The 24,629-nt window shown below is 36.4% G+C and carries 20 protein-coding genes and 1 pseudogene; 7 read left to right on the top strand and 14 right to left on the bottom strand.

What is annotated here, in order from left to right; genetic code table 11:
- The first annotated feature begins 74 nt into the window (after positions 1-74).
- On the top strand, positions 75-1,895 hold the full coding sequence (gene pepF, locus C8K15_RS02620) for an oligoendopeptidase F (protein ID WP_108584877.1): 1,821 nt from the start codon (positions 75-77) through the stop codon (positions 1,893-1,895).
- A gap of 63 nt (positions 1,896-1,958) precedes the next feature.
- Here pepF and C8K15_RS02615 read toward each other — a convergent pair whose 3' ends face one another.
- Positions 1,959-2,900, bottom strand: a complete 942-nt coding sequence (locus C8K15_RS02615) for a DMT family transporter (protein ID WP_108584876.1) — start codon at positions 2,898-2,900, stop codon at positions 1,959-1,961.
- 183 nt (positions 2,901-3,083) lie between these two features.
- Here C8K15_RS02615 and C8K15_RS02610 point away from each other — a divergent pair, with 183 nt between their 5' ends.
- Positions 3,084-3,563 (top strand): Lrp/AsnC family transcriptional regulator, encoded by a 480-nt coding sequence (locus tag C8K15_RS02610; RefSeq protein WP_108584875.1) that lies wholly within the window; start codon positions 3,084-3,086, stop codon positions 3,561-3,563.
- A 159-nt stretch (positions 3,564-3,722) separates the two neighbouring features.
- Here the strand turns inward: C8K15_RS02610 and C8K15_RS02605 are convergent, their stop codons facing one another.
- From C8K15_RS02605 to C8K15_RS02595, 3 genes are all read right to left on the bottom strand, one after another.
- Positions 3,723-3,944, bottom strand: coding sequence for a helix-turn-helix domain-containing protein (locus C8K15_RS02605; RefSeq protein WP_108584874.1), 222 nt, complete (start codon positions 3,942-3,944; stop codon positions 3,723-3,725).
- A 10-nt stretch (positions 3,945-3,954) separates the two neighbouring features.
- Entirely contained in the window at positions 3,955-4,437 is a 483-nt protein-coding gene (locus C8K15_RS02600; protein WP_108585057.1) for a DUF2975 domain-containing protein, read from the bottom strand.
- Between the two features lie 436 nt (positions 4,438-4,873).
- Positions 4,874-5,500 carry a serine/threonine protein kinase gene (locus tag C8K15_RS02595; RefSeq protein WP_108584873.1) on the bottom strand — a complete coding sequence of 209 codons (627 nt, stop codon included), beginning with the start codon at positions 5,498-5,500 and terminating at the stop codon, positions 4,874-4,876.
- Between the two features lie 393 nt (positions 5,501-5,893).
- On the opposite strand from C8K15_RS02595, the gene C8K15_RS20170 reads away from it, so the two are divergent.
- A complete protein-coding gene (locus C8K15_RS20170) occupies positions 5,894-6,061 on the top strand; it encodes a hypothetical protein (RefSeq protein WP_158268246.1) in 168 nt (55 codons plus the stop codon).
- A 294-nt stretch (positions 6,062-6,355) separates the two neighbouring features.
- Here the strand turns inward: C8K15_RS20170 and C8K15_RS02590 are convergent, their stop codons facing one another.
- The 4 genes and pseudogenes from C8K15_RS02590 to C8K15_RS02575 all read right to left on the bottom strand — a co-directional run bounded on the left by C8K15_RS02590 (position 6,356) and on the right by C8K15_RS02575 (position 13,206).
- Entirely contained in the window at positions 6,356-11,170 is a 4,815-nt protein-coding gene (locus C8K15_RS02590) for a S8 family serine peptidase (RefSeq protein ID WP_158268245.1), read from the bottom strand.
- Positions 11,171-11,444: 274 nt separating this feature from the next.
- Positions 11,445-11,691: pseudogene (locus C8K15_RS20165) on the bottom strand (DDE-type integrase/transposase/recombinase); the annotation flags it as partial.
- A gap of 231 nt (positions 11,692-11,922) precedes the next feature.
- Positions 11,923-12,543, bottom strand: a complete 621-nt coding sequence (locus tag C8K15_RS02580; RefSeq protein WP_108584870.1) for a GNAT family N-acetyltransferase — start codon at positions 12,541-12,543, stop codon at positions 11,923-11,925.
- A gap of 405 nt (positions 12,544-12,948) precedes the next feature.
- A complete protein-coding gene (locus C8K15_RS02575; RefSeq protein ID WP_108584869.1) occupies positions 12,949-13,206 on the bottom strand; it encodes a hypothetical protein in 258 nt (85 codons plus the stop codon).
- Between the two features lie 222 nt (positions 13,207-13,428).
- Here C8K15_RS02575 and C8K15_RS02570 point away from each other — a divergent pair, with 222 nt between their 5' ends.
- Positions 13,429-14,412, top strand: a complete 984-nt coding sequence (locus tag C8K15_RS02570; RefSeq protein ID WP_108584868.1) for an NAD(P)/FAD-dependent oxidoreductase — start codon at positions 13,429-13,431, stop codon at positions 14,410-14,412.
- Between the two features lie 90 nt (positions 14,413-14,502).
- Here the strand turns inward: C8K15_RS02570 and C8K15_RS02565 are convergent, their stop codons facing one another.
- The 3 genes from C8K15_RS02565 to C8K15_RS20530 form a co-directional block, all read right to left on the bottom strand.
- The gene (locus C8K15_RS02565; RefSeq protein WP_108584867.1) at positions 14,503-15,147 is read right to left on the bottom strand and encodes a YczE/YyaS/YitT family protein; all 645 of its coding nucleotides are present in this window, start codon (positions 15,145-15,147) and stop codon (positions 14,503-14,505) included.
- A gap of 607 nt (positions 15,148-15,754) precedes the next feature.
- Entirely contained in the window at positions 15,755-16,390 is a 636-nt protein-coding gene (locus C8K15_RS02560) for an FMN-dependent NADH-azoreductase (RefSeq protein ID WP_108584866.1), read from the bottom strand.
- Between the two features lie 98 nt (positions 16,391-16,488).
- Complete coding sequence (locus tag C8K15_RS20530) at positions 16,489-16,638, bottom strand: hypothetical protein (RefSeq protein WP_199224049.1); 150 nt, start codon at positions 16,636-16,638, stop codon at positions 16,489-16,491.
- 681 nt (positions 16,639-17,319) lie between these two features.
- Here C8K15_RS20530 and C8K15_RS02550 point away from each other — a divergent pair.
- On the top strand, positions 17,320-17,991 hold the full coding sequence (locus tag C8K15_RS02550) for a GntR family transcriptional regulator (RefSeq protein WP_108584865.1): 672 nt from the start codon (positions 17,320-17,322) through the stop codon (positions 17,989-17,991).
- A 112-nt stretch (positions 17,992-18,103) separates the two neighbouring features.
- Here the strand turns inward: C8K15_RS02550 and brnQ are convergent, their stop codons facing one another.
- The gene (brnQ, locus tag C8K15_RS02545) at positions 18,104-19,477 is read right to left on the bottom strand and encodes a branched-chain amino acid transport system II carrier protein (protein WP_108584864.1); all 1,374 of its coding nucleotides are present in this window, start codon (positions 19,475-19,477) and stop codon (positions 18,104-18,106) included.
- Between the two features lie 326 nt (positions 19,478-19,803).
- On the opposite strand from brnQ, the gene trhO reads away from it, so the two are divergent.
- Positions 19,804-20,772 (top strand): oxygen-dependent tRNA uridine(34) hydroxylase TrhO, encoded by a 969-nt coding sequence (gene trhO / locus C8K15_RS02540; RefSeq protein WP_108584863.1) that lies wholly within the window; start codon positions 19,804-19,806, stop codon positions 20,770-20,772.
- A 113-nt stretch (positions 20,773-20,885) separates the two neighbouring features.
- On the opposite strand, the gene C8K15_RS02535 is transcribed toward trhO, so the two are convergent.
- Positions 20,886-22,232, bottom strand: a complete 1,347-nt coding sequence (locus tag C8K15_RS02535) for a GntP family permease (protein WP_108584862.1) — start codon at positions 22,230-22,232, stop codon at positions 20,886-20,888.
- Between the two features lie 13 nt (positions 22,233-22,245).
- Positions 22,246-23,382: a glycerate kinase gene (locus C8K15_RS02530; RefSeq protein ID WP_108584861.1), complete on the bottom strand. Its 1,137-nt coding sequence runs from the start codon at positions 23,380-23,382 to the stop codon at positions 22,246-22,248.
- 124 nt (positions 23,383-23,506) lie between these two features.
- On the opposite strand from C8K15_RS02530, the gene C8K15_RS02525 reads away from it, so the two are divergent.
- The gene (locus C8K15_RS02525) at positions 23,507-24,580 is read left to right on the top strand and encodes a CdaR family transcriptional regulator (RefSeq protein ID WP_108584860.1); all 1,074 of its coding nucleotides are present in this window, start codon (positions 23,507-23,509) and stop codon (positions 24,578-24,580) included.
- Positions 24,581-24,629 lie beyond the last annotated feature (49 nt).

Below are 24,629 nucleotides of genomic sequence, written 5' to 3'. Positions count from 1 at the left end.
AAGAGTGAATGTTTAAACAAATACAATTATACTTATTATTAGTTCGATATCCGTAATAAAAGGGAGAGATGAAGATGGTTAAAAGTTTACCTATACGTTCAGAAGTTAAAAAAGACGAAACGTGGAACTTACAAGACTTATTCACATCAGAAGAATCTTATCAAACTGCACTTGTACAACTTGAAAAAGAAGTAGATGCTTTTTGCACAAAATTCAAAGGTAGCATCAAAGATGCACAGTCGGCTGTAGATGCTTTAAAAGGTTATGCACAAATTTATGAACAGTTCGTTCCAATCGGTACTTACGCAAGCCTCGCTTACAGTACAGACCAAACAGATAGCGATGCACAGATGCGTTCTGCTAAATTCGGTTCAGTCTCTGCAAATTTAAGCAGTAAACTATCATTTGTGGATAGTGAATTACTAGAGTTACCTGTAGAAATATTAGAAGATGCATTGAAAAACTCAGATGAATTTGGTCACTACTTAAAAAAATTAATTCGCAGAAAACCACATCAGCTTCATCCTGAAGTGGAGAAAACGTTAGCCGCGTACTCTTCTTCATTCGGTGGTCCTTACGAGTTGTACAATACAACTAAAATGGTCGATTTATCTTTTGAAGATTTCGAAGTTAACGGCAAGAAATACCCGTTAAGCTACGTATTGTTTGAAGGAGACTGGGAAGCAGAAACGGATACTGAGATACGACGTGCTGCATTCGAGTCATTCTCCAATCAAATTAAAAACTATCAGCACACCACTGCAAAAACATATGATATGAAAGTGCAAATTGAAAAAACGACCTCAGATTTACGTGGTTTTGACAATATGTTTGATCATTTATTATTTGGACAAGAAGTTGACCAATCCCTATTTAATCGTCAAATCGATTTAATCATGAGCGAACTTGCACCACATATGCGTAAGTATGCAAAACTTCTTCAAGACGTTCACGGCCTAGAGGAAATGACATTTGCAGACTTGAAGATTCCATTAGATCCTTCTTATGAACCTAAAATTACGATTGAAGAATCAAAGAAATATATGAATGATGCACTTGCCATTATGGGTGACGATTATTTAGACATGGTCAACCGTTCATTTGATGAGCGTTGGATTGACTTTGCGCAAAATAAAGGGAAATCCACCGGTGCTTTCTGTTCTAGCCCATACGGTTCACATCCTTACATCTTAATTTCTTGGTCCAGCCGCATGAACGAGGTGTTTGTATTAGCTCATGAACTTGGACATGCAGGCCATTTCTATAATGCTCATAAAAAACAGAACGTCTTTAATTCTCGCCCATCCTTGTACTTCATCGAAGCACCATCGACGATGAATGAAATGTTAATGGCGAATCACTTACTTGCGAACTCAGACGATCCAAAGTTCAAGCGTTGGGTTATAGCGTCTATCGTGTCACGTACTTACTACCATAACTTCGTAACACATTTACTCGAAGCTGCTTTCCAACGAAAAGTATATGAACGTGTGAATGCAGGTCACAATGTTAATGCGGGGATATTAAATGAAATCAAACGTGGCGTCTTAGAAGAATTCTGGGGTGATGCAGTCGACATAACACCAGGAGCTGAATTAACTTGGATGCGCCAGCCCCACTACTACATGGGCTTATACCCTTACACGTACAGTGCTGGATTAACAATTTCAACACAAGTATCAAAACGCATATTAGAAGAAGGCGAACCTGCAGTTGCCCAATGGTTAGAAGTTCTTCAAGCAGGTGGCACAAAGTCACCAGTTGAGCTTGCTCAAATGGCAGGTGTCGATATAACAACTGAAAAACCTCTTCGTGACACTATTTCCTACATCGGAGAACTAGTTGATGAATTGGTGAAATTAACAAAAGAAATTGAAGCAGTAACAACTAAATAATATAAAACGAACCTGAACCACGATAACGTGGTTCAGGTTCGTTTTTATATGATTATATTTTTATCACTTTCTGGCAATAGATGATGGGAGATTTTCATCTATATAAAGTTGAGGTAAAGTCGGAAGCGCATTCAGCTTTTGTTTGAAAAAAGTAAACAATAAGCATCCAACGATTACAGTCACACTCCCCACCCCTTGTATCAGAGTCAGTCTTTCTCCTAGCCACATAAAAGCAATGAAAGCTGTGAAAATCGGATTAAAATTTAAGAACATGCCAGATGTTGTTGCGCCTATTTTTTGGACACCAATATTCCATAACAACATGCACAACACAGTCGATACAACACCTGTGTATAAAATAGATTGCACAAAGGATGCATTCAAATTCGTAATAGTAAAATCGTGTACATTTAAAGGAATTAATACAATAACGCCAAAAACCCCAGAGTATAAAGTTGCCATCAATGGTGTTGTATACTTCATCGCCCACTTGCTTACGATCGAATACAAACCCCACACACAAACAGCTGCAACCATCAATAAGTCTCCTTTATTGAAACCAATTGAAAATAGCATCTCGAAGTGTCCTTTTGAAAGAACTAAAAGCACGCCAATAAATGAAATTAACATTGAACCTAACTGCCATATATTTATCTTTTCTTTCAAAAATAAAAAGGAAAACAAGGCAATGGAAAACATATTTAACGTAGAGATCAACCCTACATTCGTAGCTGAAGTAAAATCTAACGCAAGAAATTGAAAGAGATTAAATAATACAACGCCTGTTATTCCCATTAGTAGCAAAGGAAGAATCGCTTTTCGTGATACCGAAAGACTCTTTTCTTTCCACCAGACAATCGGAATAAGACAAAGGACTGCAATTAACCATCTCAATGTGGTCAAAGTTACCGGAGAAGCATGATCAACTAACGTTTTTCCGACAACAAAATTCCCACCCCACAAAAAACTCGTAAATAATAATAAAAAATAATATAAATATGGCATGACCTACAACCCCTTCATGGCTATAAGATAATTTTAGCATGATAAAGGTTTACACCATATATTATTTTGTCATTCTCATTAATTTCGATATAATCAAAAGAATATACAACAAATACCTTAACTTGTTCCATATTCATCGTTTTATTATTGAGATTTCAGAATAAACCGCAAAGGAGCATCTATATGGAAACGCCTATTAATAAAGCACTTGATTCAATCGACCTTCAAATTCTCGATATTTTACAAAGACAAGCGAATATTAGTAACGCTGAACTTGGACGACGTGTGAATTTATCACCACCTGCTACCCACGCTCGTATTAAACGTTTAGAAACCGAAGGCTATATCCAAAAACAAGTCGCTATTCTAGACCAGCAAAAATTGGGATTTGACCTTCTTTGCTACATCTTCATAAGTACCGATATCCATCAAGCCGGGCAATTGGAAATCCTTGAAAACAACTTAGAAGCCATGCCAGAAGTATTGGAATGTCATTGCCTTACAGGTGAATATGATTATTTATTAAAAGTGGCTAATAAAAATCGACAAGGTCTAGAAGAATTTATTCGCAAACTTAACAAACTGGGCATCTCTCGTATCCAAACGAGCCTAGCTCTTCGAGAAATTAAACACTCCACCATCTTGCCTATTTTAATTCCTTAGAGAGCCAGAAGAATGATTAAATGAATCCGTACCAGGTGACATAGCACCCGGATTGGGAAGTAACAGGGGCTTTAAGTCAATAAAACAAGCTGCCTTTTAAGGCAGCTTGTTATTCAACTAAAGCACCCATTAGTTGCATAAATTTGTTTTCTAATCTTATTATCCCAGAGTGTCTTTGTCACTTTTGTATTCTAAAATATCCCCAGGCTGACAGTCCAAAGCCTTACAAATAGCTTCTAAAGTTGATAATCGAATCGCTTTTGCCTTTCCATTTTTCAATATAGAAAGGTTAGCCATCGTTATTCCAACTCTCTCCGAAAGTTCTGTAACACTCATTTTCCTTTTAGCCAACATCACATCAATATTGATTATAATTGCCACGTTATTCACCTCAGACTATTAAGTCATTTTCTGATTTTATATCGATGGCTTCTTGTAAGAGCCTTTGAAGAACAGCAGCGAAGACTGCAATCACCATAGAAGCAAAAATAATGACCAATCCGATTACTATGACACCTGGAGCATCGTCTTTATCCCCAATGAGAAAAAAGAGTGGCATGCCTACTACATACAAGATACTGATTGTGAGTGCACAGTATTTGATAGTCTTTAAAGCCTTTACAGATAAATTCGAGAAAGCTTTATTCTTGTCAATATAGCTTAAAAGTTTAAAAGCTTGATACAGAGCAAAATAAAAAGGTATCGCCGCTGCATACAAATCAATTAAAACGAGATATTTAATATAAGCAATATCTGGATACAATTCTGCTGCATAATTCCCTATCTCAGGCACCAAAAATATGCACAAAGCAAGAACTGGAATTCCAATAAGAATAACAGCTATCTTTAAAAAGAGTGTTGTTCCTCGTTTCATAAAAAGCACCTCACATTTTTTTATTGTTAATTTTATTTTAATACAAAATTTATCGTTTTGCAATAAATTATTATCGTTTATAATCTTATGATTATTGTTATAGAAATATGCTTTTAATTTTTGACAAAGATAAAAAGCATTCCTCATTACAAAGAAATGCTCTATAACTTTAAACTATTCAATTTATAACTTGTCCAACTAACCTGCCCCGTTAGTTGAAGAAGAAACGGGATGATCCATCCGCCAACCATCAATTCAATTACTCAAATGGGTTGTATCGCGTATACACCCTAGGTTGACATAACACCACTTTAGGGAAGTTAGTACCCCAACTAGCAATTTGAAGACCTCTAGGTACTCAGAGAGAAGTTTTTGGATTCTAAAGATTTTTCCATGTAAAAAAGCGGCAGTTGTTGAAAACTGCCGCTTTGAATGTCTAATCCCTCTTTGGAGAGGACAAATGAGGAGGGATTAACTTTTTTTTATAGAAAAAAGCAACCGTGTTCATGACAGGTGCAGGAATTTTTTTCGGAAAATATGGCTTCTTATAATAAAGAAGATAGACCGATTTCAAATCACTCCATTGGGTACAATCCTTAGTTTGTCTAAACCGTGCGACATCAATTAGTTTGATGTCATTATTGGATGTGATAATAATATTTCTCAGATGAATGTCGGAAGGATTTAATCCTTTATTAGCAGCTAACCGTAGTGCGGTGTCAATTTCCTTAATATGATCGGTCGTAATTGGAATGCCTTGATTCACGCACTCAAACAAGGTACGTCCCTCAATGTAATCCATGACAATAAAATTAAGACCAGAATCATAAATCGTCGAGAAATAGGATATATCTTGTAACGCTAAATATATGTCAGCTTCTTCTTTTGCGATGTACGTAAAATCAGGAAAGAAAACCTTAATTGCTTTATTTGAATTATTAATTCGAAAAACAAAAGCACTTCTTCCCGTCCCTATGAGTTTTAGTGAATCATCATAATGAAGTAATCGATTTTTCTTGGGGGATATCACCACTGTATTTGCAAGTTCTTGATATGTGTTCAAGCATTAACCTCCTATACATTATAATAAATAAAAAGAGACGATATAACCAAAAATTGGTCACAACGTCTCAAATAAATAAAAGACCTCACCAAATAATTGGTAAGGTCTCGCAAACAACTGAAGTTGCCAACAAAGCCGAGGACTAACGATCCTGTATTGACGACTTTGCTGTATAGCTACTCCCCTTAATTGAAGATAAATATTAACTTTGTATCGTAAGTATATGCCCTACCTCGACCAATCGTCAATTTTGTTGAATCATGTTCATCCATAGACCTTTTAAATATGAAAAAACTCACATATTATCCAACTATTCTTGTCATACATATTGCGGGAGTCGAAATTTATTGTGATACTTTAAATCAATAAACATTGAATTATCGAGGTGATTTTATGAATAGTTGTATACACTGCGGAATCTCTTTTGATTTCTATGAAGAAGGATTCTTATTTATTGAATCCAATCAAATTAATCAACATATGACTCGCGCATATAAAAAAATGAATGACTATATCGCTTACACCCCATACAGCTCTTTAGATATGTTCAGTGTGAATTGAACAGGCCACAATACACTACTGACTTAAGAATGGGACTGTCACAAACAAATCGTCCTACGAGAGTCATTGATTTGAAGACATCATTCGAGTTGCGTTTTAATGAAAAAGAAACTGTCAACTTTATTCAACATGGTCAATTTTAGTTACTTGCAACCCATTCTTTCATTGAAGAAGCGCTTGACTGATTTGGCATCTCTCGTTTTAAATAAACAATGGTATTTCCTCAATATCATCAACAAAATAAAATAGATCAGATGATTTTCTCATCTGATCTAGATTAAATAAAGACCTAATTTATTTTTTCACCACAATCTTTTTCGCTTTACTTGTATTCCCTGCCTTATCTTTTGCATAAACGTAAAGGACTGTTTCCACTTTTTGTTTTTTATAAGAAACACTATAAATTCCTTTATTGGTAGCAATACCAGAACCAATGATTACTTTTCCCTTTTTCACATAAACTTTAGCACCTGGTTCGGCTTTCCCTATTACTTTTGTATTAGTTATACTTTTAACAGAAGGAATTGCTGGTGGAGTTATGTCTTTTATTAAAACCTTTTTTGCAGCTCCAACATTCCCCGATTTGTCTACTGCGTAAACATTAATGATTGTTCCTACTTTTTGACTTTTGAAGGTAATAGAATAAATTCCTTTGCTGTTTACAACTGAGGAACCTATGATTACTTTGCCTGCTTTAGCGTATACTTTCGAACCTATCTCAGCTTTTCCAGATATTCCTCTATATGTCACCTTACTTATCAAAGGAATACTCGGTGCTGTTTTGTCCACTACAACAATCTTAGTTTCTTTACTTTCTAAACCTGATTCATTGATAACGGTAGCATATAAGTTTAGACCAGCCTTTAGTTTTGGACTTAATGGTATAGAAAACTGGCCATCCTCCCCTACTTTTCCTGTTAATGTAAATTGATTCTTATCTGTGATTGCAACAGTAGTGTTCGGTGCAGCATTTCCAGTAATCTTTATACTTTCAGATGTTACTTCATTTACATCGGGTTGATTTGGAGCTGGGACAGGCTTAGAAATTGAAATTTGATGGTTTGTTACATTAAATTTCACTATTTGTCTGTCTGCTTTCGACCCACCTAATGGAGATAGAATTGCTGTGTATTCACCACTAGCAGCTAATTCATCTGGTGAAAAGCTTCCTTCATAGGTTGAACTTAGTTCCTTTGTGGAATCATGTTTAATTTCATTCCCCTCTGGATCTATCAATTTAATGTCCCAAACAATTGGTTCAGAAGCTTCAGCTTTAATTGATAAGGGATTAATTACACTCACATCCTCTTTAGTGGCAGTGAATGATGTAATAAATGGTGCAGGTGGGGTAACTCCTTTATAGATTGTAATATTCTTATATGCACCCTTTTCTCCAAGATCAGTTACCCAAAATGCGAAATCATTTCTACCTTCTGATAATTTAAGTGTCATCTTGTGCTCATAATTTAAAGGTCTTTGCACGTGCGGTGCTTCGAAACCTCTAGTAGCTTCTTCACTTTCATTCACTGTTAAACGGAATGCATCGAAGTTATCGGTAATAGAAACCGTTACTTCTGGATCAGCACCATCTTTTGGAACATAATTATTTTGTGGTAAACCTGTAATTTCAAATTTAGCCGCTTGTGTATCAATATAAATTTCTCGACGGAATTCAATTTTATTTCCAACTACATCTTCGCCTTCAATGAACACGTCATGTACACCATCTTCACTAAACTTAAGTTGTGATTTAAAATCATATCGCTTTAAGACTGGGTTATATGTTAAACCCAGTTCCTTCACTGGACCCCCAACAAGTTTGTCACTTCTTACTTGTAAATGTTTTACTAGTGAACCGTCCGTTACGTATCCACTTAATGGTACTGAACGGGTCGCATACTGACTGTTTGATACTGGTGAATCCGAAATAATATATGGGATCGTGTTATCAGGAACAGTTGCTGTTAAATTAGAAAGATTTCCTGCATTGTCTTGTACATAAATAGCTATATTTCCTTTGAGATCAATTCCTGTTAAATCAACCTCGAATTCGGTTTGCCCTTTAGGAGGAGAGTCGAATCCAGTAATAATCTCTGATGTTTTATCGTCACGATTATAAATCAAAATTTCATCAATACCACTACCATTGCTATCTAGAGCATTAAAATATAGTTTTTTCTTACTGTAAGCAACATTTGAGATAACTGGTTTCGTGTTATCAACAAATACAGGGAAATTCACTACTTGTTGAGGCTCACCAGGGTTGTCAACTTGTGTTTTGATTGTATAGTAATATAAACCTTCTGCAACAAGCTTACTATTTACCTTTCCATTCCATGTAGTATAAGTAGGTTCAAATGTATAAGTGGAGTCATTCTTATATTGATCCTTATCTGTTCTTAACTTACGGAGAATATTCCCACTTGCATCTGTAATGCTATATTCAACCGTTTTACTATTTCTTAGAAATTGAAGTACAGGTGTAATTGATTCCTTAATATTATCTCCATTTGGAGACATCGCTAATTTTTCTTTACTGAATATATTTGTCCAATAACTTTTACCAGTAAATACACTTCTATGATCAACAAATCCCGAATATTTGTAGTATGAAAGGGAAGAATCAAATTTTGTAAAGTCAAGGACTGGAGGTGCATTCCAATCACCTTTAAAGCCTACATAAGGGACAGATAGGTCCGGAAGTGCTGCATCCTGAGATTCATTTTTCAGAGTGATAAATCCTTCTACAAAATAACCATTTTTCATTGCTGCTTCTAACTCAGCTTTTGCATTTGTCAGATCGATTCTTATTGTAAAATCTTTTGATTGACCTGGGAATAATGTTAGAGTCGGTGAATCTGTTGTAACGACAGCTTTAGAAATCACCTGCGATTTTAGAGTGTTTCTCCCATCTGAAATGGCATCTGTTAAAACTGATGTGTCCACATTGTACGTCACATCTTTATCGCTAAAGTTGGTTGCCGTTAACGTCATTTCAAATTTGTCTTTATTGATTTCTTTCAATTCAACCTTTGCATCATTTGTGCCTTTTCGCACAACATAAACAGGTGTATTAATTGCCGCATGTAGTTGCATAATACCTGCACCTTGTCTACGTGGAGAGTAATAATTATTATTGTTATCTGGATCCTGAACTGGTTTAGCTGTATTCATCAAGAGCGTTTTAACTCTTTTTACTTTATCCGCACCCTGTAATTGTGGGAATATTTCTTGAACTTTTTGAAGTACTAATGCAGCTCCCCCTGCAACATGAGGTGCAGCCATTGAAGTTCCACTCATTAGTCCATATTTTCCGTCATTTAAGGTGGAGTATATTTGTCCCCCTGGTGCAGTGATTTCAGGCTTTAATTCCAAGCTTGGAGTCACACCCCAAGAAGTTGAAGTTGCCATTCTACCAGCAGCGCTATTTACAACTGTCTTTTTTTCGCCAGTAAATGTAACCTTCGCTGTACCACCTGCAGCTTTAATTTTTTCCTCAAGATTATTTCCTTCACTAATTCCTATAGAAACAAGCGGAATTTTTGGGCTTGTTAATGCCATGCTTACATAATCTCCATGGGAAACATGTCCTCTGACAATAACCCCAGCCGCACCATATAATTCAGCATAATATTGAATAGTCGCATAGTTTGGAACTTCTGCAGACCTTACTACATAAACGACTTTACCTTTTACATCTTTACCCTCATATCCGTGATAACTCCCTTTATCAACATAGACAACATCAAGTTCTTTATTTTCACCAAATACATCCAGTGGATCTGGAGAAGATTGTGTCTTAAACGGGATTGGAAGTGTTTCGTTTCCAACTTTTACATTCATTTGGTCTAAATTAATAAAGTTATTTTCAATATTTGCTACTGAAATAGAGTTTGTTGCAACACTAGGAGCCCCAACTAGACCAATATCAGGGTTAGATGCTAATGGATTAGGACCTCCACTACCAATACGATCAGAATTCCCAGCAGAAATAGCCATTAATACTCCACTGTTTACTGCTCTTTCAACCGCTTTTTGCTCCATACCATCAGGTTTAACAAATCCTGATGATGCACCTAAGCTCATATTCAGAACATCCGCACCAAGCTTTATTCCATCATCAATCGCTTTGACATAAATGTCACCCCAAGTAGTTCCCATAGTAGGATCGTTACTAAATACTTTTAGTGCTAATAGCTGTGCTTCTGGAGCAACACCTTTAATGCCGTTTCCACTTTCGTCACCATTTGCTCCAACTGTTCCAGCAACGTGCATCCCGTGCATCGATGCATCTGGTCCAAGATCACGAATTTCTTGATTTTTATCTGCATAGTTATAGCCATACGGAACTTTGAGTGTAAAATATTTTCCTGATAGGCTATTTGATGAGATAACACCATCTATATTTTCCTTTGTCAGCTTACGCTTTGGATCTTCATTTAAGGTCAAATCTGGATGAGTTGGATCAATCCCAGTATCAATGACGCCAACAACCATGCCTTTCCCATCATATCCAGCTTTCCATGTTTGAATAGCTTGTACCATAGATTTACTTGTAAGCATATTTGGTTTTTCTTTCGGTCTTTCATATTCATTTACAAGATTCACAGATTCTACATTTGGTAAATTCTCAACTTCATCAATCTTTCCATATTCGATTTCTCCACTGACACCATTAACAACTGTTGTAAATGTATTTTTAACTTTAAAATCGATTTTATCTTCTTTAACATCTGTTAAAAAATCTTTTTGTTCATCTTTAACTTCTGATTGCAACTCTACTTTTTTTGATAGTGGTAAATCTTTATATCTTACACCTTTTTCAATAGAGTAAGATATTGCTGGATTTCCATCTAACTCAACGAAAACACGAACTTTGTCATGATTTTTTAGTTCTGTTGGTGCTACTACACTCTCTTGACCTAAACGATTTTTTAGTTCTGGTGTTGCTACTGCACTCTTTTGAACTGAATAATCAGGTTTAATCAGTTCATCAAGTTTTACCCTTTCAACACTTGTAGCATTTACAAAAGTCGCTGAACTTGAAATTATTAATAATGATGCCAACCCCACTGCTGTGAACTTTTTTAATCTTTGAATTTTCTTCAATCGTTTCTCCCCATCTCTCTCAAAAATAAAATAAAATTTCCCCCTACAATTCATTGCAAGTGCTTTGAAGTTCTTGCACCAGAACCAAATAAATAATATAAGTTGCTTCAGTTCATGTTCTTGGCTGCTACAGCTTATATTAAAACTTTAAGTGTTTACGAGATTATTGTATAATCATGAAAATTTATGGTAACCATAACAATATTTTATCGATGTTCAGCACTATACTAATATGCACCAGTCCAAAAAATCTGGTTCTGGTGCAAAGTAAAGAAATGGATGTAGCTGTGTCAAAAGACTTGAACCGTAACATAGGACGGATCTCCTCTTAATGAAATCAGTGATCCTGTTCCACGATGGTGTTCAGGTATTTTATTTGTATTATTTGGAGGGTTTCCGGCATTTTGTTTTCGTTTTTCAACTTTGAAACGCTCCTGGATAAGCTGATTTTTATCTATTGTTTTTACACGTGGTCTGGCAACAAACAAAAAAGCCAAGGCTTTTTTCAAGTAGCGCTTGGCTGATTTGTAGAAACTCTATTATCTAGGTTATTTGGAGAAGTTGAAAATGGTTATAGATTCCACTTTAAGAAAGTATGCCTTACTGCTCTAGGGGGTTCTGGTGCAAAAAACTTTAAAACAATTGCAATGAATCTCTAACTCTTGAACTACTGATACTATTACTCTAAACAATGTGTGTGATCGGTATGGATATTACCACCTTAAAAATATTAATACATTACGAATTAACTTTTAAATTGTTTCACTAACCTGCCCCGTGGAATTAATAATAGGTGTATGGGCTCTGACAGTGTTTTTTAAATAATCTTCTTGGAGAATTCCATAAACAGCACAGTCCTTGTATTGATTCTTGGCATTACGAATCATGTGCCTAATCGTTCCTTCTTGTTCCATACCCACTTTACTCATAATTTTTCCAGAAGCCGCATTATCGAGGTTATGTGCTGCGGATATCTTATGGATATTCATATGCCTAAAGCCAAATTCCATAACCGATTTTAACGATTCAGTCCCATAGCCCTGATTCCACCATTTATATCCAAGCGAATAACCTACCTCACAGTTTTCAGTGGCACTGTCAAAATTAAAGAAATCGATTGCCCCAATTAGTTCACCGCTAGCTTTCAGTTGAATACCCCAGTAACAAAATTTTCCACTGCCATATTCACTTACAATCCCAGCCACCCTCTCAATTGTTTCCGAAACAGTCTTATGTGCTCCTTTAATTAGATTGTCAGTTACCCGTTCGTCTGAAAGCCAATTGTCAAAGACGCTTTGAGCATCTGTGAGTTCTAATCTTCTTAGGTTTAAACGGTCGGTTTCTATCGTTGGAGTTCCTGAATAGTTAATCATCCTGTCACCCTCTCAAATAAACTCATAAAATAAAATCCAACTTCTTCTTAATCCTTTTCTATAAACTTTCATAAAAATCCTTGTTCAACTAAACTGCCCCGTTAGTTCAACAAGTTCAACAAAAAAAGCGTTAATCCTTCTTGGATCAACGCACCCGTTTGTTTAAGTAGAAACCTCAATCCTTTATCATAAATAATTAATCAATTTTTCCCAGTTGTAATCTAATATCCAGTGGATGAATTGATTTTATTGAAACATGTAATCTTAATCACCCTTATTCTTTAACTAACTACAACAAGAGAGTCTAAACTTTTATGTCACTAATTAATGACACAAAAGTTTGAACTCTTTAATAAAAACATTGATATATATGGATTTCTTTAGTCTAAAGATTTGTGTCACTCGTCACCTACCCTGTTTATTCTCAATATCATTTGTAAGGTCATTTAAATTTTGTTCGTTTTGATTTTCATTTGATTGGTTGTTTAAATCTTTTTCACCCTGATAATCTTCTTGTTGTTCATTAATAACTTGTTCTCCACGGTTATCATGAAATTTTTGGTTTTGCTTCAATTCTTTTTCGTTCTCTTCTTGCTGCTTCTGACGCTTTTCTACTTCTGTATGCTCGGGTTCAAATTCAGGAAACTCATTTTCTTTAGTCATTAAAATGCCTCCTTTAGAATTATTAGACTTGTTTGTACTATTCCCTTCAGCACAAGTAACAAACATGAAATTAATAAATGGTTTGGACATACTTCCAGTTACAGTGAAGAAAGTTGCTTTACTCTAGGACTTTCGACTGAAATATGTTTGAAATTACTTACTCCAGCTTAGAAAGTGGTAGAATCAAAATAGACACTTCACGGACAAGGAGCTCAATTACATATGAAAATTTATGACGTTACCATAGTAGGCGCTGGGCCTGCTGGATTATTCACTGCATTTTACGGAGGCATGCGTCAAATGTCGGTTAAAATCATTGAAAGTTTACCAAATGTCGGAGGACAGTTAACTGCTCTCTATCCAGAAAAATATATATATGATATTGCTGGATTTCCGAAAGTTAGAGCAAAAGATTTAGTCGATAACTTATCAGAACAACTCGCTATCTTTTCACCGACCATCATCACAGGTGAGTCAGTGGAAGATATGACTAGACTTGAGGATGGTACATGGCAGCTTACTACCGAATCAGATACACACTTAACTAAATCTGTCATTTTCACGACAGGAAATGGTGCATTCGAACCGAAACGCTTAGAACTCGAAGCAGCAATCCAATATGAAGGCACTCAACTCCATTATTTCGTGGATGACATGGGCAAATTCGCTGGCAAAGATATCGTGTTATTTGGCGGTGGAGATTCAGCGGTGGATTGGGCACTTATGCTAGAACCAATTGCAAACTCTGTCACACTTGTTCATCGACGCGATTCTTTCCGCGCTCACGAACATAGCCTAGAGTTACTAAAACAGTCTTCTGTTGTCATTAAAACACCATACGTTGTTGATCATTTCGAACCTGAAGGCGATAATTTTACGCATGTTGCTGTGCGGAATACAAACGGCGAGGTTGAATTACTGAAGGCCGATCATGTTATCGTTAACTATGGTTTCCGTTCACATATAGGGAATATGAAAGAATGGGGCATGGATATGGAGCGCCATGCAATAAAAGTAAATTCTAAAATGGAAACGACACTTCCTGGTGTTTATGCGGTCGGTGATAGCAACATTTATGAAGGCAAAGTTAAGCTCATCGCTTGTGGATTTGGTGAAGCACCAATTGCAATAAATGCAGCAAAACACTTCGTCAATCCAGAAACTAAAAATCACGTGAAGCACTCTACAGACTTGTTTTCACATTAAAAGTCAGTTATACATTGTTAGACCGAACGTAAGTCAAACAAAAAAGAGTAGGAGAATTCTCTAAGAATTCCCTACTCTTTTTTATATTGCTTACGAATTAACTTTTATTGGACCTCTATTAGCATCCTCACACAAATAGTTCCGCAACTTCGTTACTGGGCTATAGAAAAACTGAATCATGGGACCAATCATCAGGGTGACAAAAATCGTACCCAAACCAATTGGACCTCCAAGTAAGAATGCAATGATTAGCACGCCAAGCTCCATCATCGTTTTTGAGACAGCCATGCTTTTCCCAGTGATTGTTTGAATAGCTATCATTAATGTATCCATGGGGTTGCGAGCAATCTTAGACTGTAAATAACAAGCAATGCCTACAGCAATTACTGCCACTCCCCCACCTAACATTGCTAATTGAATCGCAAGCATTGGCACCTGAAAATTAGCAAAAACAAATAGCAGCCAAAAATCAATTAAAAACCCCACACCGAGTACGGGTATCACCGCAGAAACATCAGTTCGTTCTTTTAAAAGAAGCGCATTGACGAAAATCAGTAAAATCCCTACAATAAAAATCCATGTACCTACACTAAGGCCAAAATGTTTATTCAACCCCACATACATGGCATCCCAAGCTCCAGCACCTAAATCAGCCAAAATGATTAAACTAATTCCCAAAGACAAAAACGTTAATCCAACTAAATAAAATACTGCGATGATGCTTCGATTTTTCATATTAACTCCTTTGTTTTTATATTCCGCTCAATTGAATGATTGAATCATCTTATCATGAATTGAACTTGATTCGCTATTTTTGTAATTCATAAAAAATTGCTTTTTCACTAAGATTGGATTAAGATTCGTTATTAATTTTTTGTTATCTGCAAAAATCAAGAAATGTTGAACCATTAAATAGAAAAGGATGCAAAAATTAAGTAAACCGTTCAATATTGAATCACTTTTTCGTAAATAAAGCCCAAAATAGGCACCCAATTTAGATGCCTATTTTTTATTATTATATCAAGGTTTGTATCTATTTACTTCCCAATTGTGCATTTTTGACAGATCTATTAACAGAATTATAATTGTAATGGTTATTGTGCGATTCTGCTATATAATAAGCATCTAAAACGGCGGTGAAATGAATATTCGTGATGGAAAAAGATATAAAAAAACACTGAGGATTATCTCAGCGTTTTTCTCGTTTTAATTGTTTAATTAGTGATATTTTCTACTCCCTTATTGAACTAAAGCACTCGTTAGTTTAACAAGGATTATCTGATGTTATTATTGTTTTTATCTAAGTCTGGTGCCGTGTAAGGTGTTGGCTCCCTTAGTAATTCTAAAAAGTATGGGCTAAATCCTTAGCCCGTGCAATTGCGTTTTCTTTAATTTCTTGTGCTTTATCAGGCATTGCAGCATGACCTTCTATAAATAAGCCTTCAAATGAAGGTACTCCATAGAATTGCATAATAATATTTAAATAGCGGTGACCCATTTCCATTTGAGCTGCAGGTCCTTCTGAATAAATTCCTCCACGGGCTTGTATATGTAAAGCTTTTTTATCAGTTAAAAGACCAACTGGACCTTGTTCTGTATATTTAAATGTTTTACCAGCCACAGATACTGAATCAATATATGCTTTCAATACTGGTGGGAAAGAAAAGTTCCACAAAGGTGTAACAAAAACATATTTATCTGCTGAAATAAATTGTTCACATAGTTCTGATAGTCTACTTACTTTTGCTTTCTCATCTGATGAAAGCTCTTCAAATCCCTTTCCAGATTGAAGTTTACCCCAACCACTAAAAATATCTATATCAATTTGTGGAATATTTTCCTTAAAAAGGTCAACATTCACAATTTCATCATTTGGATTTGCTTCTTTATAATTGTCAATAAAAGCCTTTCCTACTGCCATACTGTAAGACTGAGTGTCATCATGTGGATGAGCTGTAATGTACAATACTTTTGTCATTTCGTACTTCCTTTCTTTCTTCCTTGTTTATGTGGATAATTTAGAATATATATTTCATAAACTACTTGTAAAAAATTAAAAAGAGATATTGCACATCCCTATTCAGTTTTATTCATCATATAAGGATTTCCACTTATTTTTTTTCGTATTTCATCTGTTAATGCAAATGCTTCATTGTTGTTTTCTCCACTCTCTAAAGCATCAACATTTTGGAAACTTCCATCATAATGTAGTGGTTTACTTTCCATATAATTTCACCTCCAGAAATTGTAGTATATCCATTATTCAACTAATTATTTACCCTTATCAGTAGCTTATTTTGAAAATTAATAATTTATTAATTTTAATCATTCCTTAACAAAACTGCCCAAAAACATTGATTCAACGCTAAACTAGATCGTATCGCATATACACAGCAGGTTGACATTACTTCAGGATTAGGTAGTTAACGCCTTCGGTCTGAAATGGAAGAGAAAATGAAAAAGGATGGAATGAACTAGGTGACAACAGTAAGGTAAACTGAAAAAAAACCAAAGGCGCGACAACGCCAATGGTTTCATAAGTAGATCGGTTGCTACAAAAGGCATTCAGCCGGATAAAACAATAATCCACCCGAACCGGTTATATTTGCTTCATTTTATTAATGATAAAAGCCATTTATTTTTTACAAAGTGACAACTTTTCTTATTAACATTTTTTCACTAATTCTTTTACGACCAATGGTGTTGATTGTGGGTTTTGACCAGTGATTAATTTCACGTCCACAACGGATTGCTCAGGCCAACAAAATAGCTGTGACCTTACATTGTCTATCCCTTAAGGTGTATATTGCATTTTGATTGCAATATATCACGTATATACTATTTGTAGTATAATGGAAGAAGATTCTTTATATACAAATAAGCCTGACAGGAAAGGTTGTTTCCTAAATGCCCATACCACTGAATCATAATAAGCCTGTCCGTATTTCTGCAAAAGAAAATGCTTTTAATCAGTTACAACAATGGATAACCGATGGCACATTACGTCCTGAAGAAAAATTAAATGACAACGAGTTAGCTCGAGCATTAGGTGTCAGTAGAACGCCTATCCGTGAGTCATTACAACTACTTGAAGTACAAGGGTTCGTAGAAATGTTTCCTGGAAAAGCAACTCAAGTAACGAAAGTTAAAAAAGAGGATATAATTGATCTTCTCCCACCACTTGCAGCTCTGCAGGCTCTTTCTGCTGAACTTGCGGTTCCGAATTTAAATGAAGAAATCATCCGTAATTTAGAAGATACAAATGAACGTTTCTCTAAAGCAGTCCACACCGAAGATTACTTTTTAGCTCTCAAAGTTGATGAAGAGTTTCATCAAATCATTGTTGATGCAGCAAATAACCCATACATAACTTCAATGGTCGCTTCTTTACAAGCGCATGTCAGAAGACTATTTTTCCATAATTCGATTGTCTTAACGACTTATTCGATTCAACAACATGACACGATTATCGATTGTTTGAAAAAGCGAGACGCACTGCTTGTTTCTCAATTAATGAGAGATAATTGGCTCCGTGCCATTGAAGAATTTTATTCACGTGAAGATGATGATAAAGAGTGACTCGAAGATTCAGAGTCACTTTTTGTGTCTATTAATCACTGTTAGCTATCATACTAATTAAAAACCCCCACATCTCTGTTTTAAATAATCAGAGATGTGGGGGTTTAGTTTATTATGAAGTTACTTTTTTATAAACAGGAACAATGGATAGATTGAATACACGTCCGAGAATTCCGGTAACTACCATGACCAATAATACTGGAACAAGCCATCCTAGACCTTGGCTATAAAATGGCAAGGTATTCTCATAAAACGATACAATAGGTTTCATCCAAGCAAAATAGTTGATACCTAATGAATTACATAAGGTTTTAAGACCATCGATACTACTGATTAGAAAGGTAACTATTGTAGCAGATACATATACGAGCCTTGCGTGATTAAATAATGAGGATGTAAATGTCAGTAACATCAACACGATTGCAAGTGGATAAATAAACATTAAAACCGGAATCGAGTATGAAATTATATTCGATAAGCCGATATTTGAAACAACTAAAGAGAACAGTGAAAAAATAACAATATAAGCTTTATAACTAATTTTCGGGAACAAGGAATTGAAATATTCTCCACAAGCCATAGTCACACCGATACTAGTAGTTAAACAGGCTAAGAAAATAATAACCGCCATCAAGATCATTCCGAATGATCCAAAATAATGAGAAGCGGTACCGCTGAGAACTGGACCACCTGAGTCAAATAATCCTAGCAATTGTGTACTCGTTGCCCCCAAATAAGCAATTCCCACATAAACGATTCCGAGTAGTAAAACAGCAATTCCCCCGGACTTCGTCGTCGCTAGCAGAATGCCACGCTTTGAAGTGACGCCCATTTTACGAATGGTATTGATGACAATAATCCCAAATACAAGGGAAGCCAGTGCATCCATCGTATTGTAACCTTCTGTAAATCCTTTCATGAACGCACCACTTGCATATACTTCTTGAGGCTCTCCAATAGAACCCATAGGCTTTACAATAACCATAATTAATAGAACAAATAACAGCACTAAGATAGCTGGTGATAACACTTTTCCTACTCGATCAATTAGTTTGGCTGGGTTTAGAGAGAACCAAAGAGTAATTCCGAAGAAAATAACTGTAAAGATTCCTAACGCTATTTGCTCATACCCGCTACCGACAAACGGTGCAATACCTACTTCATAAGAAACAGCACCTGTTCTTGGAATCGCAAAAAAAGGACCGATTGTTAAATACAATACTGACGTAAAAATAACCGCATACAGTGGATGTATTCGACTCGCGAGATCTTGTAAACTTCGACTACCCGAATACCCCATCGCTAAAAGTCCAAGGAAAGGTAAGCCTATTCCTGTAATTAAAAACCCGGTGATAGCAACCCAAACATTTGAACCGGCATTCTGGCCGAGAGAAGCCGGAAAGATTAAATTCCCTGCCCCAAAAAATAAAGCAAATAACATAACGCCAATAACCAAATACGATGAAAACGACAATTTAGTCTCCATACTCTTTCCTCCTATTTAACCTTCTTTGATTGTTAATTAATCGAGTAATTCTATTCCCAATATGCAATATATCACTGAAACCAATCCTACTCCCTTTAATCGCAAAATGCAATATATTGCATAAAATATTTTAAATAATTTTATTTGTTTGTTTTTAATCAAAAGACACTAAAGAGCCTGCTACTCTGAATCCTCAGAAGTAACAAAGTGAAAGAAGGCTAACTAGACATTCCGCACTAATATATCCACTAAATTTCTAGTCAAAAATCCGTTTTTATGATATATTTATTGATTGAATTAACATAAATGTAAGGTGGTTAAATAAAATGGAAAACAATACTTATCAAGTCTTGTTATATTATAAATATGTATTAATCGATGAACCTGAATTATTCGCGCAAACTCACTTAGCTGCGTGTAAACAGCTCGGCTTATTAGGACGCATTCTCGTTTCAACAGAAGGCATTAACGGTACGGTTTCAGGAACACTTGAACAGACTCAAGCGTATATGGACATGATGAAGAGTGATGAGCGTTTTGCAGATATGATGTGGAAAATTGATGCTTCAGAAGGTCATGCTTTCAAAAAAATGCATGTACGTGCAAAAAAAGAAGTTGTTCATCTTGGACTCGGAGAAGATGACATTAACCCGAACGAGATTACAGGTGAATACTTGTCCCCAACAGAATTCTACGAAAAAATGCAACAAGACGATACGATTGTAATTGATGCACGAAATGATTACGAATTCGATTTAGGTCATTTCCGTGGGGCGGTTCGTCCGGAAATTAAAAATTTCCGTGACCTACCAGCTTGGATGCGTGAAAACAAAGAACAGTTTGAAGGCAAGAAGATATTAACGTATTGTACAGGCGGAATTCGTTGTGAAAAATTCTCGGGCTGGTTAGTTAAAGAAGGCTATGAGGATGTAGGTCAACTTCACGGAGGAATCCATGCATACGGTACCGACCCAGAAGTAAAAGGTCAGCTATGGGACGGCCAAATGTATGTTTTTGATGAACGTATTGCTGTGCCAATCAACAAAGTCGAGCATGTCATTGTCGGTAAAGATCATTTTGACGGTACGCCTTGTGAACGCTATGTAAACTGTGCAAACCCTGAATGTAACGACAAAATTCTTTGTTCAGAAGAAAACGAACATCTTTACTTACGAAGCTGTTCAGACGAATGTCGTACACATCCACGCAATCGTTATATCGTGGAGCACCAATTGACTGAAGAGCAATATCAAGCGAGATTAGCAGAACTTGAGCGTCAAAAACAAAACGTATAATCTATAAAAAAAACCCATCACTCGTTCAAATCAGCAATGATTCGGACATGTGATGGGTTTTTTTATTTCAAAAGAAGTTGCCGTTATTGGGAAATCTGCTACATTGCTCAGGTTTATACCATTATTACCCATAACAACATAGTCACAGCAATGGTCGTGATACCCATTAATAATGTCGCCATTGTCATCGCCTTGTAGGCATCAGTTACTTTCATGCCACTATATTGAGTGACTACCCAGAAGAAGCTATCATTAACGTGACTAACTGTCATTGCACCTGCTCCGATAGCCATAACCACAAGTGCTAATGGGATCGCTCCTTCAATTCCAAGTTGCGGCAGTAATGGTGCAATTAATGAAGATGTAATAACTAGTGCAGCTGTAGAAGAACCTTGTGCTGTTTTTAGTGCTGCTGCTATTAAGAAAGGCACTAGTAAGAATAGAGCTCCAGTTGCAAGTGATCCTAAATCCATGTTTTGAAGTAATTCAGCGACGCCAGTATTCTTAATTACAGTTCCGAATGCGCCACCCGCACCGGTAATTAATAGAATTGGTGCCGCCTCTTTAAGTGCTTCTCCAATCCAGTTCGTTAATGTGTCCTCGTTGAGCGCAGGTAATAATAAGAACGATGCCAAGACACCTAGTAATAAAGCAACAGATGGTGATCCGAGAAATTTCAAGAAGTTAATCCAGCCACTTTCTTCTCCTAAAAGTGCAGCAATTGAACCGATTCCGATTAGAACGATTGGTAAAACAATCGGTAAAAATGATTTGAATGTAGATGGCATTTTACCAAATGATTTGACGATTTCATCATAATTTAATTCTAATGCTTCTTTATCCGCTTCTACCTCGATTTTCGTTCCCACTTTTACTGCCCAGAAGTAACCCACAATTGTAGCTGGTATTGCTATTAATAAACCGATTAAAATGATTGTTCCCAAATAATCTGCAGCTCCAATATTTCCAGCTGCAGCGATTGGTCCAGGCGTTGGAGGGACGAGGACATGTGTTGCATATAATCCAGTCGCAAGTGCGATTCCCATAGAAGCAATCGTAACTTTTGCACGCTTAGCTAAAGCTTTTTTCAAGCTAGTTAGAATAATATAGCCTGAATCACAAAACACTGGTATCGAAACAATATATCCGATTACGGACATGGCTAGCTGCGGTCGCTTGTCCCCAAGAACACGCAATACCACTTCTGCCATCCTAAATGCAGCACCAGATTTCTCTAAAACGACCCCGATAATCGTACCAGCAACAATGACAAGTCCAATACTCGTCATCAAACCACCAAAACCGGTATTTACATTTTCAACAACGGTTAACAACGGCATTCCTGAAGCAATCCCTACAAAAAATGCACTGAATAATAACGCTAAAAACGGATGAACTTTAAAGACAGCTGTTGCTACTACAATCAATACAACCCCTAGTAAAATAATGAAAAATAACATACCGAATTCCCCCTTATTTTTTCATTTGTACATAAGATAAAATCATTTGATACATTTGAATCTTTAAAAAAAGCGCGGGATCTTCCATTGATTCTCTTTGTGTAACTCTTTCGTTTACCACACTTCCAATAACGTCAAAATAAGAACTCAACCTCTTTTTGCTCGATGGCTCTAGGTATCCAGACAATAACATCACTGGAATACCATGTTCCCTCGCTACTTTCGCAACCCCATAAGGTGCTTTTCCAGAGAGGGTTTGTTCATCTGATCTACCTTCTCCTGTAATGACTAAATCGGCATTTTTTATTTGTTCACGAAAACCGATTGCTTCCATCACAACTTCAATTCCAGGTTTCATGGTTAGAGGAAAAAATGCTTGAAACGCACCCCCTAACCCTCCTGCTGCACCCGCACCTTGGCGATGATGAATGGATACTCCATATGTACGTTCAATAACATCAGCTAACGTTTTCAAATTTCGATCTAATATAGATACTATCGATTCAGTAGCACCTTTTTGAGGACCAAAAATATGTGAAGCACCATTTGTACCGATAAATGGATTATCTACATCGCAAGCTATGATAAACTTGGAATCTTCTATTCGAGGGTCAAACTCAGACATGTCAATATGCGACAACTGATCAAGTGCTCCACCTCCAGTTCCAAGGTCTGCCCCATCGCAATTTAGAAACTTCATACCAAGTGCTTTTAACATTCCAACTCCACCATCATTGGTTGCACTGCCACCTATTCCAACAATAAACTTCCGAAAACCTGCATCTAAAGCATGCTTGATTAATTCACCTGTCCCATAGGAGGTTGCATATAAAGGGTTTCTCTCCTCCATATGTAAAAGAGTTAAACCAGATGCTTTAGCCATTTCTATCACACACGTCTCCTCATCACCTAAAATACCGTAATCAGCAGATATTTTTCTTTCAAGTGGATCCTGTACAATAACAGTAACTAATCTTCCATTTGTAGCACTGATGAGGCTTTCTAAAGTGCCTTCCCCTCCATCAGCTACGGGCAATATAAGTGTATCAATCGACTGATCAAAAGCCCGTATTCCTGCTGCCATCGCTTGAGCAACTTCATCTGCTGCCAAGCTTCCTTTAAATGAGTCAGGACTTATGACGATTTTCACTTCATTCACTCCTTCGGTAAGCGCTTACAAAATAGTATAGTGATAAATAAAGAGAAATACATTATACTTGGTGTATGAATTTTCTGTTAATAAATATTGATATTTTATACATGGCGGTGGACATATGCTAACCAAACAATTAGCAAATCAAATTGTAGAACAAACAATGATTCGTCTTAACCGAAATATTAATGTGATGGATACGAACGGTATGATCTTAGCTTCCGGCGAACAAGAACGGGTCGAGAGAATCCATGAGGGAGCCTTACATGTCGCCAAAACACAGAAACCTCTGTGGATTACAGAAAAAAACACCCACAAGTGGCCAGGATCAAAACCCGGAATCAACATGCCCGTATACTTTCAGCAACACTTAATTGCCGTCATCGGCATTACGGGAAACCCAGCCGTATTAAAAGACGTTGCCACACTTCTGCAGCTGACAACAGAAATGATGATCCATCAATCATTGATTGTTTCTAAGTCTGAGTGGAAGAGAAAAATGAAAGAAATGGTATTTGAAGAGCTTATATCGTCCACATCTTATCCCCCAGTCCTATACGAAAGATTAGACAGACTTGGGTTTCCTCTGCGTTCACCGTATGTCACGATTCTTTTGGAGTTACCCTCCACTCATTATCATGGTGCCGTTCAGCAACTTGAAGATTACTTTGATAAAGATGAGGTAATGGTTGGACATTATCAATTAAATGAACTCTTTATCTTAACTGCTGGAATTAAAGTTGAGGAAGTCCATAAAAAGATTGAAAAGTTGCCTGCGTTTTTGCAGAAAAACCTTTCCGTTCGTCTGGGTGCAGGGAAACCAGTAGAAACAATTGAAGAGGTTCAACAATCTTTTCAAACTGCTAAATTAGCTTTACAGTATGGACAACCCGAGACTAAAATCACTTTTTTTGAAGAAGTAGAAGTGCTTTCCTTGCTCAAAAAGAGCAACTCCACAGAAGCTAAACAATTTTCAAATCGTGTGCTACAAGGGCTGGATGAAAAATATTGCACTACGCTTGTAGAATACTTTAAGTGCGATCAACAACTAGCCATTTGTGCAGAAGTCTTAACTATCCATCGGCATACGTTGACATATCGCTTGAAGAAAATTCACGAAACAACTGGATACAATCCTTCTACCTTCCAGGATGCACTCGTACTTCAGCTAGCACTTTGGTTAGTGAGTGAGTAATAATTTAATAGACAAAGGCGCATCAACCACTACGACAAATAGTGGTTGA

Source organism: Paenisporosarcina sp. OV554 (assembly GCF_003058165.1).
Classification (GTDB): Bacteria; Bacillota; Bacilli; order Bacillales_A; family Planococcaceae; genus Paenisporosarcina.
This window is presented reverse-complemented; position numbering and strand designations above follow the sequence as displayed.